This window comes from Nocardia inohanensis NBRC 100128 (assembly GCF_001612945.1).
GTDB lineage: Bacteria > Actinomycetota > Actinomycetes > Mycobacteriales > Mycobacteriaceae > Nocardia > Nocardia inohanensis.
Genome location: NZ_BDBK01000005.1, coordinates 41,637 through 61,407 on the forward strand (window position 1 = coordinate 41,637; position 19,771 = coordinate 61,407).

1 protein-coding gene is annotated in these 19,771 nt (G+C 69.0%); it reads right to left on the reverse strand.

The genetic code is table 11. The features are described from left to right. Positions 1-230: 230 nt before the first annotated feature. Positions 231-19,325 carry a non-ribosomal peptide synthetase gene (locus NI1_RS13535; RefSeq protein WP_084523144.1) on the reverse strand — a complete coding sequence of 6,365 codons (19,095 nt, stop codon included), beginning with the start codon at positions 19,323-19,325 and terminating at the stop codon, positions 231-233. Positions 19,326-19,771 lie beyond the last annotated feature (446 nt).

A 19,771-nucleotide genomic window follows, 5' to 3' on the forward strand; every position in this document is an offset into this window, starting at 1 on the left:
TGCCGTCGTACCCTGCGCGCGCTGAAGCACACATCCTGATCCATCGAATCGGCTTGCGCCAACCGTTACCTGATTACAAGGAACGGTCTCGGTGAATACGGTAGCTCGCCCGCCTCTCCGAGACTTCAGCGCGCGGCTCGGGTGCCGTTCACCGTCTTGTATGCGGGGCGGCGGTCAGGTGGGGGAACTATTTCGGGCGTGCCCGGTGAGTTACCCCGGTCGGCACGAGATCAGTCGTCGCTTTTGTAGTCGATCTCTCGGCCTGCGCCTTGGCCGGCGAAGCGGAGGCGGACGCGTAGGCCGGGGTGGCGGTTCGTGAGGTAGCGGATGGCGGAGTCGATGCGTTCGGTGGGGGTGCCGTCGGCGATGTCGAGGCCGATGGTGCGGATGGAGATGCCCGCGAGGTCGAGGGCGTCGGGGGCCCATTGCGGATCGAAGGGTGGGGTGTTCAGGTTGTCGAATGCTGCGGTGAGGATTGCGCCGATGTGGTCGAGGGCTTCCGGGGTGGTCAGTTGTTCGTGGGTGGCGGGGATGAGGTGGTTTTCGATCTCGCCGGAGACGAAGGGGGACCAGTCGGCGGCGCTGCGGCCCGCGTCGGCGTGGTCTGCGTCGGCGGCGGTGAAGAAGAGCAGGGGGCCGCGGTGGAGGCCGGGGCGGAAGTCGCGATCCAGCGTGACCGTGCGGATGACCGCATCGGACATGCGGCGGACCAGGGTGTGGGGGATGTCGCCGAAGTCTCGGGTGAGGTATTCGTGCAGGAGGTCGACTGCTTTTTCGCTCAGTTCGAGTCGGTCGTCGAGTTCGGCCATGGCGTCGGGGAGGCCGAGGCCGGCGAAGGTCTCCTGGAGGGCGTCGCGGAGCGGGGCCGCGGCGTTCACGGGGTGGGGGTAGGCGTCGAGCAGGGCGAGCAGTTCGACCGATTCGCCGCGGGCTTGCAGGTGCGTCGCCATCGCGTGGGCGAGCTTGCCGCCGACCGACCAGCCCAGTAGGCGGTAGGGGCCCGCGGGCTGGACGGCGCGCAGTTCGGTGACGTAGCGGCGGGCGATCTCGGCCAGGGCCTTCGGGGCGAAGTCCGATTCGGTCAGGGCGGGCGATTGCAGGCCGTAGATCGGCTGGTTCGGCGGGAGCACGCGGGCCAAACCCGAATAGCACCAGGCCAGTCCGGCCATCGGGTGGATGCAGAAGAGCGGGGTGGCGTCGCCTGCGGCGCGGATGGGCAACAGGATGCCGAGTGCGCCGGCCGGGTCGGGCGCCGCGGCGGGTTCGAGCGCGCCGAGCCGGCGGGCCAGGCCGGTGACGGTGGCGTCGCCGAAGAAGTCGGCGACGGTCAGACGCGCGCCGGTCTGGTCGCGCAGACGGCTCACGACCCGGGTGGCCAGCAGCGAGGTGCCGCCGATCGCGAAGAAGTCGTCCTCCGCGCCGACCCGTTCCAGTCCGAGCGCGGTGGCGAAGGCGTCGGCCACCAGGGTCTCGGCGCGGGTCGACGGCGCGCGGTAGGTCCGGGGGCGCAGTTCGGGGGCGGGCAGTGCGGCGCGATCCAGCTTGCCGACCGGGGTCAGCGGCAACTCGGCGAGCACGAGGATCGCTGCCGGGACCATGTAGGAGGGCAGGCGGGTGGCGGCGTGAGCGGTCAATCGATCGGTGTCGACCGTATGTCCCGGTGCGGCAAGCACATAGGAGACGAGCACGGTCTCTCCCGCGGCGGTCGCGTGGCCGAGGGTGACGGCGTGGTCGACATCGTCGTGTGCGGTCAGTACCGCGTCGATCTCGCCGAGTTCGATGCGGAAGCCGCGGATCTTCACCTGGAAATCGGATCGGCCCACGTACTCGACGGCACCGGTTCCGGTCCAGCGCACCACATCACCGGTGCGATACATGCGCTCACCGACCGCGAAGGGGTCGGCGACGAACCGGCCGGCGCTCAGGCCCGGGCGGGCGTGATAGCCGCGCGCCAGCTGGATACCCGATACATACAGCTCACCCGCGACACCCACCGGCACCGGCTGCAACCGATCGTCGAGGATCAGCGATCGCACGCCCCGGATGGGGCCGCCGATGGTGACCGGCCGGCCCGCCACCAGTGCGTCGCTGAGGTTGGTCATGATGGTGGCCTCGGTCGGGCCGTAAGCATTGTGGAAAGCACGAACAGTGCCGTCCGCCAACGGAACCGCCCACTTCTCCACCAGATCCGCCGACAGCGCTTCACCACCGGCGATCAAAACCCGCAAGCTGTCCAACCCCGCCGGATCCAGCGTGGACAGCACGGCCGGAGTGATCAGCGCATGAGTCACCCGCTCGCGACGGATCAGCTCGGAGAGCTCGTCACCGCCGTAGCTGTCGGGCGGGACGATGACCAGTGTGCCGCCCCGGCCGACTGCCAGCAGGAACTCGAGGATCGAAGCGTCGAAGGACGGCGACGCGAAATGCAGAGCACGCGAGCGGGAGTCGAGGTGGTACCGCTCGGCCTGCTCGGCGGTGAAGTTGGCCAGACCGGCGTGGGTGACCACGACGCCCTTGGGCAGACCGGTGGAACCGGAGGTGTAGATGACATAGGCCGGATGCTCGGGACGCAGCGGACGCACCCGCTCGGCATCGGCGATCTCGTTGTCCGCGAATGTGTTCGCGCCGTCACCGAGCGCCTGATCCAGATCGTCCAGCACCAGCCATTCGACCGAATCCGGGAGCTTCGCGCGCGCCGACGCCACGGTCAGACCGACCAGCGCACCGGAATCGGTCACCATGTGCGCGAGACGATCCGGCGGGTAGTCCGGGTCCACCGGCACGAACGCCGCACCGGTCTTGGCGACCGCCCACGCGGCGAGGTAGGAATCATCCGAGCGTGGCACCGCGATCGCCACCAGGTCCTCGGCCCCGAGGCCGCGCTCGATCAGCAAGCGCGCCAGCCGATTCGATCGGGTATCCAGCTCCAGGTAGGTGCGGCTCCGCCCGTCGAACACCAACGCGGATCCGGACGGATTCGCCGTGACGGCGGCGCTCATCAGCTCCGGCAGAGTGCGCGGCGGCTCGGCCGCCCCACCTCGGCGATCGATGAGATCGGCCCGCTCCGCAGGCGACAGCAACGCCAGCTCGCCGACCGGATGCCCCGGCCGCGCGGCGATATCGGCGAGCAGCCGCAGGAACCGCTGCGCGAACACCTCGACGGTCGCCGCGTCGAACAGATCGCGCGCGAAGGTGAACATCCCGGTCGCACCAGAATCGGAGGCGCCGGTAATGGTGAGCTGAAGATCGAACTTCGCGATCCCGGCGTCGAAATCGACTGCGCCGACCTGTAATCCGGGCAATTCGAAAGCGGTATCCGCGAGGTTCTCGAACGACAACGCCACCTGAAACAAGGGGTTGCGTGCCGTGGAGCGCTCCGGATTCAGCAGCTCGACCAGCCGCTCGAACGGAATATCCGCGTGCGCGAACGCCGCCAGATCGGTGTCTTTGACGGCGGCCAGCAGCTCTTCGAAGGTCTGCCGCCCCGATACGCGGGTGCGCAGTACCAGCGTATTGACGAACATGCCGATCACGTCGTCGAGTTCGGCCGCACCGCGACCCGCGATCGGGGTGCCGATAGCGAGGTCGGCACTGCCGGACAGCCGGGACAGGAAGACCGCCAGCGCGGTGTGCATCACCATGAACGGTGTCGCATTGCGTTCCCGCACAATCGCATTGAGGCCGCGCTGCGATTCGGCGCTGATCTCGAACGTCACCGTGCCGCCACGCAGCGACGCCACCGGCGGGCGCGGACGGTCCGAGGGCAGGTTCAGCTCGTCCGGCAATCCGGCGAGTGTGTTCCGCCAGTAATCGGACTGCGTCGCAAGCAGACTCGCGGGATCGTCCGGCTGGCCGAGCAATTCGCGCTGCCAGATGCTGAAGTCGGCGTACTGCACCGGAAGCGGTGCCCAGGCGGGCGCGTTCCCCGATACCCGAGCCGCATAGGCGATCATCACATCGCGGGTGAGCGGGCCCATGGACCAGCCGTCGGCGCTGATGTGATGCGCCACGAAAGCCAGCACGTATGCGCCGTCGTCGACCCGGAAGAGCGCGGCGCGCAACGGCAGTTCGGTGGTGACATCGAAGCCCGCACCGAGGAATTCGGCGATCCGATCGGGCAGCGCCCCGGCATCGACCGGTACCGGGGTCAGATCCGGAACCGACTGTGCCGCAGGCAGGATCAGCTGCACGGGGTCGCCGTCCACCTCCGGGTAGATCGTGCGCAGGATCTCGTGGCGTCCGATCAGATCGGCCACGGCCTCCTGCAAGGCGGTCACCTCCAGCTCGCCGGAGAGGCGGACCGCGACCGGGATGTTGTAGGCCGCCGAACCGGTGTCGAACTGGTTGAGGAACCACATGCGCTGCTGCGCCAGCGACAACGGAACCCGCTCCGGCCGCTGCCGCGCGGTCAGGGCCGGACGCCCGCCGGCCCCCGTGTGCTGTTCCACGGCGGCCGCGAGCGCACCGACGGTGGACGCCTCGAACAGCGTCCGTACCGGCACCCGGGTATCCAGGGCCGCGCCCAGCCGGGCCACCACCTGTGTAGCGAGCAGCGAATTGCCGCCCAGCGCGAAGAAGTCGTCGTGCACGCCGACCCGTTCCAGGCCGAGCACCGCCGCCATCACCTCGGCGACGGTCTGTTCCGAAGGCGTTCGCGGAGGCTGGAATTCACGGCGGACGAGCACGGGTTCCGGTAGCGCCCGCCGATCCAGCTTGCCGACGGGGGTCAGCGGAATCGCATCGAGGACGGTGATGGCCGCCGGCACCATGTAGTCCGGCAGCCGGGCCGCCACGTGCTCGGTGAGCGCCGCGATATCGAGTTCGCGGCCGGGCACCGGCACCACATAGGCGGCCAGGATGGTGGATCCGGAGTCGGTGCGATGACCAACGGTGGCGGCGTAATCCACCGACTCGTGCGCGGACAGCGCCGCGTCGATCTCGCCGAGTTCGATGCGGAAGCCGCGCACCTTGAGCTGGAAGTCGGACCGCCCGACGTATTCGATGGTGCGGGCGGCGCTCCAGCGCACCACATCACCGGTGCGATACATGCGCGCGCCGGGGGCGAACGGGTCGGCCACGAAACGATCGGCGGTCAGGCCCGCCCGCGCGTGATACCCGCGCGCCAGCTGAATACCCGCCAGATACAGCTCACCCGGTACACCCACCGGCACCGGTCGCAGGCGGTTGTCGAGGATCAGCGCCCGGGTGCCCCGGATCGGGCCGCCGATGGTGACCGGGTCGCCCGCTGCGAGGGGATCGCTGATGGTGGTGACGATGGTGGTCTCGGTCGGACCGTAGACGTCGTGGAAGGCCCGCACCGCGCCGTCCGCTCCGATGCGCACTGCCCATTTGGCGACCAGTTCGGCCGCGACCGCCTCACCGCCGACGATCAACTCCCGCAGCGTGTCCAGGCCCTCCGGCCCGAAGGTGGAGAGCGCGGCGGTGGTGATGAACGCGTGCGTGACCCGGCCGTCGCGGATGACCTCGGCCAGTTCCTCGCCGCCGTAGACGCCCGGCGGCACGACCACCAGGGTGCCGCCCCGGCCGAGGGCCATCAGGTACTCCATCATGGACCCGTCGAAGGACGGCGACGCGAATTGCAGTACGCGCGTGGCGGAATCGAGGCGGTAGCGCGCGACCTGCTCGGCGGTGAAGTTGGCCAGACCGGCATGGGTGACCACGACGCCCTTGGGCACGCCCGTGGAGCCCGAGGTGTAGACGACGTAGGCGGGATGCTCCGGGCGCAGCGGCCGCACCCGCTCGGCCGCGGCGATCGCGTTGTCCGCGAAGGCATTCAGGTCCAGGTCGTCCAGCACCAGCCATTCGACCGAGTCCGGCAGGTCCGTGCGCGCCGAGGCCACGGTGAGGCCGACGGGTGAACCGGAGTCGGTGAGCATGTGGGCGATGCGATCGGCCGGATAGTTCGGGTCCACCGGCACGAAGGCCGCACCGGTCTTGGTGACCGCCCATTCGACGAAGTAGGCGTCGTCCGAGCGCGGCACCGCCACCGCCACCAGATCCTCCGCGCCGATGCCGCGCTGGATGAGCAAGCGCGCCAGGCGATTCGACCGGGAATCGAGTGCACCGTAGGACAGACTCCGCCCCTGGAATTCGATGGCGGGCGCTTCGGGGTCGATCGCGACGGCGTCGGCGATCAGTTCGGGCAGGGTGCGGGCCGGTTCGGCCGCGCCGCCGTGCCGATCGGTGAGATCCTCGAACTCGCTGGGAGACAACAGCTCCAGGTCACCGACCGGCCGGCGCGGTCCGGCGGCGATATCGGTGAGCAGCCGCAGGAACCGCCGCGCGAACATCTCGACCGTCGCCTCGTCGAACAGATCCCGGGCGAAGGTGAAGACGCCGGTCGCGCCGGAATCGGAGCCGGGAGCGATGGACAACTGGAGGTCGAATTTCGCGGTATCGACCGCGAAATCCACTGCGCCGACCCGCAATCCGGGCAGTTCGAGCCCGGCATCAGGGAGGTTCTCGAAGGACAACGCGACTTGGAACAACGGATTGCGCGCGGTGGAGCGCTCCGGGTCGATCAGTTCGACGAGCCGCTCGAAGGGCAGATCCGCGTGCGCGAACGCCGCCAGGTCGGTGTCCGAGACCTCGGCCAGCAGATCCGCGAAGGTCTGCTGCGCCGAGATCCGGGTGCGCAGCACCAGGGTGTTGACGAACATGCCGATCACGTCGTCGAGTTCGGTCTCACCGCGACCAGCCACGGGGGTGCCGATCGCGATGTCGTCGCTACCCGAAAGCCGGGACAGGAAGACCGCCAACGCGGTGTGCACGACCATGAACAGCGTCGCATTGTGTTCCCGCGCAAGGTTTCGCAGGGCGCGCTGGATGTCGCCGCCGATCGCGAAGCTCACCGTGCCGCCGCGCAGCGACGCCACCGGCGGGCGCGGGCGATCCGAAGGCAGATTCAATTCGTCGGGCAGGCCCGCCAGCGCCTCGCGCCAGTAGCCGGCCTGCGCGGAGATGAGGCTGTCCGGATCATCCTCGGAGCCCAGGGTTTCACGCTGCCAGAGCGTGTAGTCCGCGTACTGCACGGGCAGCGGAGTCCACGCCGGTGCCGCATCATTCATGCGCGCCGCATAGGCCAGCATGAGGTCGCGGGTGAACGGACCCATCGACCAGCCGTCAGCACTGATGTGATGGATCGCGACGACCAGCACGTACTCGGCGGTGCCGCCGGTGAAGTCGGTGGCGGATTCGAGGCGGAACAGCTCGGCCCGCAACGGAACCTCGTGCGCCACGTCGAACCCGGCCGACAGCACCTCCGCGATGCGATCGAGCACCGACTCCGCCGACACGATCACCGGCGTCAGGTCGGGCACCACCTGCCCGGCGGGCCGGATCACCTGCCGCGCCACACCATCGATCTGCGGGTAGACAGTGCGCAATGACTCGTGCCGGTCGATGGTGTCGGCCACCGCCTGCTGAAGCGCGCCCACGTTCAGTTCACCGGTCAGGCGCACCGCGGCCGGAATGTTGTAGGCCGCGGAGGCGGTGTCGAACTGGTTGAGGAACCACATCCGCTGCTGCGCCAGCGACAACGGCACCAGTTCCGGACGCGGTCCAGCGGTCAGCGCCTTGCGCCCGCTACCCGCCTGCTGCTCGACCTCGACCGCGAGGGCGGCGACGGTCGGGGCCGCGAACAGGGCGCGGACGGGCACCCGGGTATCCAGGGCCGCACCGAGCCGGGCGGCCACCTGCGTGGCGAGCAGCGAATTGCCGCCCAAGGCGAAGAAGTTGTCCTGGACGCCGACCTGCTCCAGCCCGAGCACCGCCGCGAAGGTGGCGGCGACGGTCTGCTCGGAAGGCGTTCGTGGAGCCCGGTATTCCCGGCTGACCAGGACCGGTTCCGGCAGTGCCCGGCGATCCAGCTTGCCGGCCGGGGTCAGCGGGATCGCGTCGAGGACCGTCACGGCGGTCGGCACCATGTATTCCGGCAGGCGGGCCGCGGCATATTCGGTGAGCTGGGAGGGGTCGATGTGCTGTCCGGGGGCCGGCAGTACGTAGGCCGCGAGCATCGTGGTTCCGGCCGGGGTCCGGTGACCGACCGTCACCGCGAAGGCCACCGATTCGTGCGCGGCCAATGCGGCGTCGATCTCGCCGAGTTCGATGCGGAAACCGCGAATCTTCACCTGGAAATCGGAGCGGCCTACATACTCGACCGCACCGGTTCCGGTCCAGCGCACCACATCACCGGTGCGATACATGCGCTCGCCCGCGGCGTAGGGACTGGCCACGAACCGCTCGGCGCTCAAACCGGGGCGGGAGTGGTAGCCGCGCGCCAGCTGAAGGCCGGACACATACAGCTCGCCCGCGACACCCACCGGCACCGGCTGCAACCGGTCATCGAGAATCAATGCCTGCACGCCGCGAATCGGGCCGCCGATGGTGACCGGATCGCCGGCCGTCAACGGATCGCTGAGGTTGGTCATGATGGTGGCCTCGGTCGGACCATAAGCATTGTGGAAAGCACGAACAGTGCCATCCGCCAACACAACCGCCCACTTCCCCACCAAATCCGCCGACAACGCTTCACCACCGGCGATCAAAACCCGCAGACTGTCCAACCCGGCCGGATCCAGCGTGGACAACACCGCCGGAGTGATCAGCGCATGCGTCACCCGCTCACGACGGATCAGCTCGAAAAGGTCCGCGCCGCCATAGGTTCCGGGCGGGACGACCACGAGCGCGCCACCGCTACCGACTGCGAGCAGGAATTCCAGAATCGACGCGTCGAAGGACGGCGACGCGAAATGCAAAGCGCGCGAGCCGGAATCGAGTGCATAACGCTGGACTTGTTCGGTGGTGAAGTTCGCCAGGCCCGCATGGGTGACCACGACACCCTTGGGCAGACCGGTGGAACCGGAGGTGTAGATGACATAGGCCGGATGCTCCGGGCGCAGAGGACGCGCCCGTTCAGCGGGATCGATCGCGTTGTCCGCGAGAACTTTCGGGGCCGCCTCGTCCAGCACCAGCCACTCGACGGAGTCCGGCAGGTCCGCACGTATCGACGCCACGGTGAGCCCGAGCCTCGATCCGGAATCGGTGAGCATGTGCGCGATGCGGTCGGCCGGATAGTTCGGGTCCACCGGTACGAACGCCGCACCGGTCTTGGCGACCGCCCATGCGGCGAGGTAGGAGTCATCCGAGCGCGGGACGGCCACCGCGACCAGATCCTCGGCACCCATGCCGCGCTCGATCAGCAAGCGCGCCAATCGATTCGACCGCGCATCCAGCTCCCCATAGGACAGACTCCGCCCCCGGAACACCACGGCGGGGGCTTCCGGATCGATCGCGACGGCGGCGGCCAAGAGTTCGGGCAGGGTGCGAACCGGCACGGCGGGCAGCCCGAACCGCGCCGCCAGATCGGCTCGTTCGCGCTGATCCAGCAGGTCGATCGCGCCCACACCGATCTGCGGCCGGGCCGCGATCGCCGCCAGCAATCGCAGTAAACGCTGCGCGAACACCTCCACCGTCGCCTCGTCGAACAGATCCCGGGCGAAGGTGAACACGCCGGTCGCGCCGGAGTCGGAGGCACCCACGACCCGCAACTCCAGGTCGAATTTGGCGGTATCGACCGTGAAATCCACCGCGCCGACCCGCAATCCGGGCAGTTCGAACCCAGCGTCGGGCAGGTTCTCGAACGACAATGCCACCTGGAACAAGGGGTTCCGGGCCGTGGAGCGCTCCGGACTCAGCAGTTCGACCAGCCGCTCGAACGGCATATCCGCGTGGGCGAATGCCGCCAGATCCGAATCCTTGACCTCGGTCAGCAGGTCCGTGAACGGCTGCTGCCCGGAGACGCGGGTGCGCAGTACCACGGTGTTGACGAACATGCCGATCACGTCATCGAGTTCGGCCTCACCGCGTCCCGCGATCGGGGTGCCGATCGCGATGTCGCCCGTGCCGGACAACCGGGCCAAAAGCACCGCCAGCGCGGTGTGCATCACCATGAACGGCGTCGCATTGTGTTGCCGCGCAATAGCATTCAAGCCGCGCTGCAATACGGCATCGATCTCGAAGGTCACCGTCCCGCCACGCAGCGATGCCACCGGCGGGCGCGGACGGTCCGAGGGCAGCTGCAACTCGTCGGGCAACCCGGCCAGCGCATCGCGCCAGAACTCCGCCTGTGCCGAGATGAGGCTGTCCGGATCGTCCTCGGAACCGAGGACTTCACGCTGCCACAGCGTGTAATCCGCGTACTGCACGGGCAGCGGGGTCCACGCCGGGGCGTCGCCGTGCACCCGCGCCGCGTAGGCCAGCATGAGGTCGCGCGTGAACGGACCCATCGACCAGCCGTCAGCACTGATGTGGTGGACCACGAACACCAGCACGTACTCGGCGGTGCCGCCGGTGAATTCGGGGGCGGATTCGACGCGGAACAGCTTGGCACGCAACGGAATCTCACATGCCACGTCGAAACCGGACGACACCACCTCCGCGATGCGATCGAGCACCGACTCCGCCGACACGATCACCGGCGTCAGGTCGGGCACCGCCTGCCCGGCGGGCCGGATCACCTGCCGCGCGGCGCCATCGGCCTCCGGATACACCGTGCGCAACGATTCGTGCCGCCCGATCGTGTCGGCCACCGCCGATTGCAGGGCCGCCACATTCAGCTCGCCGGTCAAACGCACCGCGGCCGGGATGTTGTACGCCGCCGACCCCGGATCGAACCGGTTGAGGAACCACATCCGCTGCTGCGCCAGCGACAACGGCACCACCGCCGGACGCGGCCCGGCGCTCAACGCCTTACGCCAACGCCCCGCCTGCCGCTCCACCCGGACAGCGAGGCCCGCGACGGTCGGCGCCTCGAACAGCAACCGCACCGGAACCCGGGTATCCAGCGCCGCACCCAGCCGCGCGGCGACCTGCGTCGCCACCAGCGAATTCCCGCCCAAGGCGAAGAAGTCGTCATCCGCACCCACCCGCGCCGAACCCAGCACCCGCGCGTACACACCCGCGACGATCTCCTCGATCGGCGTGCACGGCGCCCGGAAGACCGTGGCCTCGAACTCCGGCTCCGGCAACGCGTTTCGATTCAGCTTGCCGTTGGCATTGAGCGGCATGGCATCCAGGACCACCAGCGCCGACGGCACCATATAGGACGGCAGTCGTGCGGCCAGGTGTGCGCGCAGGTCGTCGGTGTCCACCGCGGCGGCGACGGCGGCCGAATCCGTGGCAGCCGCGGCGACGGTGACCGAATCGGTCGCAGCCGCGACATCACCGGCCGCGGTCGCCGCACCAGTCGTGGCGGTCAAGGGCGCGCCAGCCGTCGCTGCGCCGGCAGGACGCACGGCTGTGTCACCGGCGGCGGCCAGCGCGGCGGCGGTCGGCACCACGTAACCCACGAGACGGTCACCGGTGCGCGCGCCGGAATTCATGACCACGACCGCCTGACCGACGGACTCGTACGCGGTCAGGGCGGATTCGATCTCACCCAGCTCGATGCGCAGACCACGCAACTTCACCTGGAAGTCGGTACGACCCAGGTACACGATGTCGCCGTTCGCGCTGCGACGCACCAGGTCACCGGTGCGGTACATACGCTCGCCATTGCCCAGCGGATCAGCCACGAAACGATCCGCGGTCAGATCCGCACGGCCGACATAGCCACGCGCGAGCTGATCACCGGCGAGGTAGAGCTCACCAGCAACGCCCGGGGCAACGGGATGCAGGCGCGAATCCAGGACGTACGCCTGCGCATTCCACACCGGACGGCCGATCGGCACCGCACCCTGCACATCCTGCGCGACCGGCGCATAGGTGGCGTGCACGGTGAACTCGGTCGGACCGTAGAGGTTGTGCAGCGCGGCATCACTGACGCGACGGAACGCGTGCACCACATCGGAGGTGAACGCCTCACCCGCGACCAGCACCGCGCGCAGCGAGGTCAGCTGTGCCGCTTCCACACTGGAGGCGAACACGCTGAGCATCGACGGCACGAACGAAGTGAGCGTGACGCCCTCGGCCTCGATCACATCCGCCAGGTACTGCGGGTCGCGGTGACCGTCCGGGGTCGCGATGACCATACGGCCACCGGTGGCGATCGGCCCGAACAGCTCCCACACCGACACATCGAAGGTCTGCGGGGTCTTGAACAACACCACATCGTCGGTGTCGAGACCGTACTCGTTGGTGATCCACGCGATCTGGTTCACCGCAGCCGCATGCGAGACCGCCACACCCTTCGGGCGGCCGGTCGAACCGGAGGTGAAGATCACGTACGCGACGTTCGAAGCCCGCAGCGGCGCAATACGATCCGCATCGGTCAACGGCGCGTCGGAGTAACCCGCCAGCTCCAGCTCATCGACGCGCAGCACCCCGCCCGTACGCAGCACCCCGTCCGTCCTTCCGGCGTGCTTTTGGCCGGAATCCATGACGCCGGCGTGTGGATCCCGGCTGAAAGCATGCCGGGATGACGAGCAGGACGAGGGGGCGGCGAGCTCGAAACCATCACGCGCCGTGGTCAGTACCACCACCGGCAGCGCGGTCTCGATCACATACGCGATGCGATCGGCGGGCTGGTCCAGATCCAGCGGCACGTACGCGCCACCGGCCGCCAGTACCGCGTACATCGCCACCACCAGGTCGGTGGAGCGGCGAATACCCAACGCCACCAGGGTGTCCGGGCCGACGCCCGCTTCGACGAGCTTGCGCGCCAGGCGATGCACCCGCGCGGCGAACTCGCCGTAGGTGAGTGTGACGCCGTCCGGCCCGGTGAGGGCGACCGAGGCCGGGCGGTTCGCGACGGTTCGGTCCAGCAGGGCGGCCAGGGTCGCTGCGGGGTCGAGCGGATGCCAGGTCGCATTGCGCACACCGAACAGCTCGGCTCGTTCCGAGGCGGCGAGCAGATCGATATCTCCCACGGGTGCTGACGGATTCGCGGTCACGGCCGCGAGGAGGCGGTTCAACCGGTCCACGAAGGTGGCGGCCGTGCCGGCGTCGAACAGGTCGGTGGCGTAGGTCAGATAGCCGCCGATGCCGGTCGGCGCACCGGCCGCGTCGTAGGTATCGGAGACGATCAGGTGTAGATCGAATTGCGAGACCGCGATGTCGGACTCGACGGGGGCGATCGTCAGCCCGGGCAGCTCCAAGGCGGAACGGGCCATGTTCTGGAACGACAGGCCCACCTGGAAGATCGGATGGTGAGCCGTGGTGCGAGGCGGGTTCAGGACCTCCACCAGGCGTTCGAAGGGAATGTCGCTGTGCGCGAACGCCTGGAGATCGGTTTCGCGTTGCGCGGCGAGCAGGCCGGCAAAGGTTTCGCCGCCGCGCACGCGGGTGCGGAGGACGACGGTGTTGACGAACATGCCGATCAAGTCGTCGAGTTCGCGTTCACCACGGCCCGCCACCGGCGTGCCGACGGCGATATCAGTGGCCCCGGAGAGCCGCGCCAGCAGGGCGGCGAACGCCGCGTGCACCACCATGAAGACGGTCGCCCGGTGCTCGCGGGCAAGGCGGGCCACGGCCGTGTGGATCTCGGGGTCGATCCGCACCGGAACCCGGGCGCCGATCGAGGAGGCCACCGGCGGGCGCGGACGATCGGCGGGCAGTTCCAGCAGATCCGGGAGTCCGGCCAGCTCCTGTCGCCAGTACGTGAGCTGCTGGGCGGCAAGCGATTCCGGATCGGATTCGGCTCCCAGCAGGTCACGCTGCCACAGCGCGTAGTCGGCGTATTGCACGCGCAGCGGCTTCCAGCCGGGCTCGGCTCCGGCCTGGCGGGCGGTATAGGCGGTCACGATGTCGCGCACCAGCGGGCCCAGGGACGAAGCGTCGGCGGCGATGTGGTGGGCCACCACGGCCAGCACGAACTGCGGTCCCGGCGTCGCGTCGGTGATCTCCAGCAGCCGCACCCGAACGGGTACGTCCCGGGTGACGTCGAAGGGCGTCATGGCCAGTTCGTAGACGGCGGCGGCGATTCCGGCCTCGGGAACGCGGGCGGTGACCAGGCGCGGGAGCGCATCGCCGCCGACGGCCGTCACGACCTGGACCGGACCGTCCGGGGTCTCCGGATATACCGTGCGCAGCACTTCGTGCCGGGCCACCACATCGTCGAGGGCGGCGCTGAGAGCGTCGATCTCGAGCCTGCCGGACAGGCGCAGTGCGAACGGCAGGTTGTAGGCGGCCGATCCGGCCGAGACGGTGCCGTCGCCGCGATCCTCGAACCGGTTGAGGAACCACATGCGCTGCTGGGCGGGTGAAAGCGGCAGGCGCTGCGGGCGTTCGATGCCGCCCAGTTCCCGGGTGCGGCCCGCGCGGATTCGTGATTGCACCGCCGCGGCCAGCGCGGCGACGGTCGGGGATTCGAACAGGGTGCGCACCGATACCCGGTCGCCGAGCGCCGCGCCGAGCCGGGCCGCCACGGCGGTCGCGATCAGCGAGTTGCCGCCGAGAGCAAAGAAATCGTCATCGGCGCCGACGCGGGCGATACCGAGCACCTCGGCGAACACACCGGCGACGATCTCTTCGAGCGGTGTTGCGGGAGCGCGGAATTCACGAACATCGAAGGCGGGGGCGGGCAGCGCTCTGCGGTCGAGCTTGCCGCTGGCGTTCAGCGGGAATTCGGCCATCACCTGGACGGCGGACGGGATCATGTAGCGAGGAAGCGAATCAGCCAGTGCGGCCAGCAATTCCGGCACGTCCACGGTCCGACCGGGAACCGGCGCCACATGGGCGACCAGTTGATCGCCGAGTTCGGAGGGCATGACCGACGCCACGGCCGCACTCACGGCAGCCTGTGCCAGCAATACGGTCTCGATCTCCCCCAGTTCGACCCGCTGGCCACGGAACTTGACCTGGAAATCGGTGCGCCCGATGTAGTCCAAGCGGGCGGGCCGGCCGTCCCCGAGGTCACGCCAGGCAACCAGGTCACCGGTGCGGTACATGCGTTCGCCGAATCGGAACGGATTGGCGACGAACCGATCCGAGGTCAGGTCGGGACGACCCACGTAACCCCGGGCCAGCTGATCACCGGCCAGATACAGTTCACCGGCCACACCCGCCGGGACCGGCCGCAATCGTGAATCCAGCACGTACACCCGCACATTCCATTGCGGCCCGCCGATCGGCACCGTGCTGCGTTCATCGCCGCGCACCTGCCACCCGGTCACCGAGACCGCGGCCTCGGTGGGGCCGTACAGATTGTGCACGCGGGCCGATGAGATCTGCGCGAACGCGGAAACCGTCTCCGGCGGCAGCGCCTCGCCGATCACGAACACATCGCGCAGGCTGGCCAGCCCGCCCGGCGCGGTGTGCGCGGCGAATACCGTGAGCATCGAGGGCACGAAGTCGGTCATCGTGACGCGATGCCGCGCAACGGTTTCGGCCACATAGGCCGGATCGCGATGTCCGTCGTGGGTGGCGACCACCAACAGTGCGCCCACCCGCAGCGGCATGAAGTAGCCCCACAGCGACACGTCGAAGGTCGTCGCGGTCTTCTGTAGGTAGACATCGGTCGGGGCCATGCCGTACTCGGCCACCATCCAGGTGATCTGGTTGTGGATGGCCGCATGCGAGACCGCGACACCCTTGGGGCGGCCGGTCGAACCGGAGGTGAAGATGACATAGGCCGGATGGTCCCGGTACACCGGCCGCAGGAGTTCGGTGTCCAGCACCGGCGACGGCGAATAGACGTTCAGATCGACCACATCCAGCTCCACCACGTCGGTCCCCTCCGGGACGGCGACGCCGTCGGAGGTGGTGGTCAGCACGCAGGCCGGATGCGCGGTATCGAGAATGTGCGCGATCCGCTCGGCCGGATGATCAGGATCCAGCGGCACGTACGCGCCACCCGCGGTGAGGACGGCGTACATGCCGACGACCAGGTCCGGCGAACGGCGAACAGCCAGGCCCACCAGCGTTTCCGCGCCGACGCCGCGGGCGATCAACAGCCGCGCGAGCCGGTTGACCCGCCAGTCGAACTGCCGATAGGTCAGCTCCGTGCCCTCGTAGTGCACGGCCACCGCATCGGGATGGGCGGCCACCGCGCGCCGGTAACCGTCGAGCAGCAACTCGTCCCGGATGTCGTGCCGGGTGTCGTTCCAGCCCAGCACTATTCGCGCCCGCTCCGCGCGATCGAGCAGCTCGAGATCGCCGATCGGCCGCGCAGTGTCGGCGATCGCGGCGGCGAGCAGCCGCACCAGCCGGTCCGCGACGCCCGCCACCGTCCGCTCATCGAAAAGATCGGTGGCATAGGTGAAGACGGCTCCCATGCCGTCGCGTTCGCGCGGCAACAGGGACAGTTGCAGATCGAATTTCGCTATCGCGCCGTGCGGTTCGACGGACGCCACCGCCAGTCCGGGCAGCTCGCCGTGTGGGGCGTCCAGATTCTGGAAGAACAGCGCCACCTGGAACACCGGATGATGTGCCTGTGTGCGGACCGGGTCCAGCACCTCGACGAGCCGCTCGAAGGGCAGCTCGGCATTCGAGAAGGCTGCCAGATCGACCTCTTTCGCGGCCGACAGCAGGTCTGCGAACGACGCGCCGGAATCCACGCGCAGGCGCAGCGCCAAGGTATTGACGAACATGCCGACGAGGTCGTCGAGTTCGGCCTCGCCACGACCCGCGACCGGGGTGCCGATCACGATGTCGCCGGTGCCGGACAGCCGGGCCAGCAGTGCGGCGAAGGCACTGTGCCACACCATGAACGGCGATGCTCCGGCGGCGTGCGCCAATTCGCCGATCCGCGCGTTCAGGTCCGCGTCGATCTCGAAGCCGTAGGTCGCGCCCCGCCCGGACGCCACGGCCGGGCGGGGACGCACGGCGGGCAGTTCGAGCCGGTCCGGAATTCCCGCCAGCGCCGCGCGCCAATACGCGAGCTGGGCGGCCGCGACAGACCCGGGTTCGTTCTCGTCGCCGAGCAGCGCGCGTTGCCACAGCGTGTAATCGGCGTACTGCACCGGCAATGGAGCCCAATCCGGAGCCGCTCCGGCGCGACGCGCCAGGAAGGCCGTCAGCAGGTCTCGCGCGAGCGGGCCGGTGGAGAAGCCGTCGGCGGCGATATGGTGCACGACGACGGCGAGGACGTGATCCTCGGCGCCCAGCCGGGCCAATTCCACCCGCAGCGGAACACTCGCCGACACGTCGAACCCGGTGCGCGCCCGCTGCGCCAGCCAGCCGGCGAGCTCGTCCGCCCGGACCGATTGCGCGGCAAGCTCCGGAAGCACCTGTGCCGCGGGCAGAATCACCTGCCGCCCGGTCCCGTCGTCCGCCGGGTAGACGGTGCGCAAGGTCTCGTGCCGCTCGATCACATCGCCGAACGCGGCCCGCAGCGCCGCGATGTCCAAAGCACCGGTCAGTCGCAGCGCGAAGGGAAGGTTCTCCGCCGCCGAGGCCGGATCGAACTGGTTCAGGAACCACATGCGCTGCTGCGCCGGGGAGAGCGGAATGCGCTCCGGACGCGGCCGCGCCCGCAGCGGCGCCCGCCCGCCCGCGCCTTCCAGCCCGGCCAGTTCGGCCGCGAGCGCGGCGACGGTCGGGGCGGCGAACAGCAGCCGGCCGGGCACCCGCGCCGAGATCAGCGCCCCCAGCCGCGCCGCGCCGCGGGCGGCGATCAGCGAATTGCCGCCGAGCTCGAAGAAGTTGTCATCCGCGCCGATCGGCTCCGCCGTCCCCAGCAACTGGGCGAACACCTCGGCGACCAGTATTTCCAGCCGTCCGGCCGGAGCCCGGAACTCGGCGACCCGCAGTCGCGGCGCGGGCAGCGCCCGGCGATCCAGCTTGCCGACCGGGGTGAGCGGGATCCGGTCCAGCACCGTGATCACGGCGGGCACCATATGGGCGGGCAGGCTGCGCTGAGCCAGCGCCGTCAGCTCGTCGACCTCGATCTCCGCCCCGGCGGCGGCATGCACGTAGGAGGCCAGAATGGTTGCGCCACCGGCGAGTTCGTGCCCGATGGTGACCGCGAAATCCACGCTCGGGTGGGCCGCGAGCAACCCGTCGATCTCGCCGAGTTCGATGCGAAAGCCGCGAATCTTGACCTGGAAGTCGTTGCGGCCCAGATACTCCAGGTCGCCGGTGGCCGTCTGGCGCACCAGGTCGCCGGTGCGATAGGCGCGGGATCCCGCCGGTCCGAACGGATTCGCGACGAACCGCTGCGCGGTGAGCCCGGGCCGATTGTGGTAGCCGCGGGCCAGCTGTTCCCCGGACAGGTACAGCTCACCCGCGACGCCGTCCAGGGCTCGCATCAGCCGCTCGTCGAGCACGTATTCGGTGACACTGCGCAGCGGGTGGCCGATGGTCACCGGAGCGTCCGGCGTCAGCTCGGCGGTATTGGCCAGAATGGTCGCCTCGGTCGGACCGTACCCGTTGACGAATCGACGCGGCACGCCGTCGGCGACCGGAGTCACCCAGCGCCGCACCAGTTCCGGTGGGCAGGCTTCCCCGGCGGCGACGATCACCCGCAGGGCGTCCAGGCCGCCCGGATCGACCGAGGTGAGCGCCGAGGGCGTGATCATCATGTGGGTGACCTGCTCGCGCCGCAACAGGGCCGCCAGTTCCGGACCGCCGTACACCTGGGGCGCGGCGATCACCAGGGTCGCGGAGGCCGCGACAGCCAACAGCAGTTCGCCCACCGACACGTCGAACGACGGCGAGATAACGTGCAGCACACGGGAATCCGGCGTGGCGCCCAACCGCTCGAGCTGGACCGCGCAGTACACCGAGACCGCGGCCTGGGTGATCACCACGCCTTTGGGCAGGCCGGTCGAGCCCGAGGTGTAGATGACGTACGCGGGATGGTGCGCGCGCAAGGGCCGCACCCGGTCGGCATTGGTGATCAGCTCGGGCGAACCGGATTCGAGCCGGGACCGCTCCGCGCCGGTATCGAGCACCAGCCACTGCACCGCGCCGGGTAGGCCGGAGCGCGCGGCGGCGACCGTGAGGCCCAGCACCGCACCGGAATCGGTGACCATATGCGCGACCCGATCGGCCGGATACTTCGGATCTACCGGCACGAATCCGGCGCCGGCCTTGGCCACGGCCCAGACCGCCAGGATCGATTCGATCGATCGCGGAATCCCGACCGCCACCAGATCGCCGGGCCCGATGCCCCGCTCGATCAGCAGCCGCGCCAGGCGGGTCGAACGCTCGTCGAGCTCGGCGTAGGTCATGGCCGCGCGGGTGGCGGTGTCGTCGGCGAGGACGAGAGCCACCGCGTCGGGATCGTTTTCGACCGCCGCCGCCAGCAATTGCGGGAGGGTGTGGATCCGCGGGCCCCGGGTCCGCACCGGACGGGTTCGAACCGGACGGGTCTTTTCCACTCCCCCACCGGAATCGGGAACCGCTGCGCCGACAGGCCGAACCATGAACTCTCCCCCAAGTCCTTCGCCGCTCGCGCGGACATATCGCACCGCGCATCATTGTTCGGCAATCATCCGGGCGCCGACAAATGACCATTCATGTCACGGGTGTGACTTATTGCGCCGAAACCCGGCAAATGCGAAAAGAATTCCACGCGGCCGCCGACGAGGACCGGGTATCACCAGCCGCGATGGGAGAGAACCCGCACCGAGCCCTCGCTACGCCATCTATCAGCGAAAACAGTCGAAGTGACGCACGGCACAACGGACTTCGCGCGGTATGGACACGGTTCCAATTCGGCGGAATAGGCAACTGTTCAGGTCGCTATTTGCGTCGTCGTATAGGCCCCTATATCGGTCACGGTATCGGTCGAGCCGCAACCGCGACCGGTCCGGAAAGTCGCCATTTCTCCGAGAGAGATAGCCCGAATTATGTTGCCCTAAACAAATAT

Excerpts from the sequence above, each read along its gene's own strand:
- NI1_RS13535 (WP_084523144.1), bottom strand. The coding sequence starts at position 19,325 with ATGGTTCGGCCTGTCGGCGCAGCGGTTCCCGATTCCGGTGGGGGAGTG.